Origin of the sequence: Streptosporangium nondiastaticum, assembly GCF_003011965.1 — a bacterium.
Taxonomy (GTDB): Bacteria; Actinomycetota; Actinomycetes; order Streptomycetales; family Streptomycetaceae; genus Streptomyces; species Streptomyces nondiastaticus.
In genome coordinates, this window is sequence record NZ_PXWG01000323.1 from 1 (window position 1) to 839 (window position 839).

The 839-nt window shown below is 74.6% G+C and carries 1 protein-coding gene; it reads left to right on the forward strand.

Translation table 11 applies throughout. The features are described from left to right. A partial coding sequence (locus B7P34_RS36040) for a pyridoxal phosphate-dependent decarboxylase family protein (RefSeq protein WP_286157548.1) occupies positions 1-785 on the forward strand: 785 nt, incomplete at its 5' end. Positions 786-839: the final 54 nt, after the last annotated feature.

The following is an 839-nucleotide window of genomic DNA, read 5'->3' on the forward strand; positions in this document are numbered from 1 at the left end:
CCCCCACCGGCGTCCTCGACCCCACCACCCTCCACGCGGCCCTCACCGAACTCACCGCCACCGGCACCCCCACCCTCGTCGTCGCCACCGCCGGCACCACCGACACCGGCCGCATCGACCCGCTGCCCGCCATCGCCGAGCTCTGCCACACCCACGGCGCCCGCCTCCACACCGACGCCTCCTACGGCGGCCCGCTCCTCTTCAGCGACACCCTCCGCCCCGCCCTCGACGGCCTCGACCAGGCCCACACCATCGCCATCGACCTCCACAAACTCGGCTGGCAACCCGTCGCCGCCGGCCTCCTCGCCGTCCCCGACACCACCGCCCTCACCCCCCTCACCCACCACGCCGACTACCTCAACGCCCCCGACGACACCCGCGCCGGCCTCCCCGACCTCCTCGGCCGCTCCCTGCGCACCACCCGCCGCCCCGACATCCTCAAAATCGCCGTCACCCTCCGCGCCCTCGGCCGCCGCGGCCTCGGCGACCTCGTCGAACGCGTCTGCGCCGCCGCACACCACCTCGCCGACCTCGTCGAAGCCCACCCCTCCTTCGAACTCCACGCCCGCCCCACCCTCAGCACCGTCCTCTTCCGCCCCACCGGCACCGACGACCGCACCACCGCCGCACTCCGGCGCACCCTCCTCCACCACGGCCACGCCGTCCTCGGCCGCACCACCACCCCCCAAGGCCTCTGGCTCAAAGCCACCCTCCTCAACCCCCACACCACCCCCGACGACCTCCGCACACTCCTCACCCTCGTGGAAGGCCAGGCACGCCGATGAAGACCCCACCGCCCCCCGGCAACCCCCCGGAAAACACCCCCGACACCCCGCCGG